Annotated in this window: 1 protein-coding gene; it reads right to left on the reverse strand. The window is 54.5% G+C overall.

Annotation, left to right across the window (positions count from 1 at the left end; genetic code table 11):
• A partial coding sequence (locus tag AC0L2A_RS36430) for a hypothetical protein (RefSeq protein WP_473613016.1) occupies window positions 1-202 on the reverse strand: 202 nt, incomplete at its 3' end.
• Window positions 203-398: the final 196 nt, after the last annotated feature.

Genomic DNA, 398 nt, shown 5'->3' on the forward strand with positions numbered 1-398 from the left:
AGTGATGGTTGTGGCTGAAGGCAATAAATGTCTCGGCAGCATAAGTATCGCCATAAGCCATTGCTAATAGGCGTTCCACCCGGAAATCGTTTCGGCTGCCAGGCGCCGGAACCGATACATCTTGAGCTTTTGTAATTCCGAAAACAACGTGACGAAATTCCGCGCTACACGAAAATAGGGTCAGGTGAACGAAACTTGGCATTCGTCGTTCGTCAGTGACGTTGGCCCAACGGGTCCGGTCTATTCCCGGCGACTTCTATGGATGACTGTTTTTTTGCCAGCTGATCGGCCCTTCGCCGGAGCTTGGTCCGAGAATGAAGTCAAACACGGGTTGGGGCTGACCGAGCGCTGTCGCCTGCAAGGCTGCCGGGATCCGTGCCGCGGCTTCTGCGTATTCG

The sequence above is a fragment of the Mesorhizobium sp. WSM4844 genome (assembly GCF_055811775.1).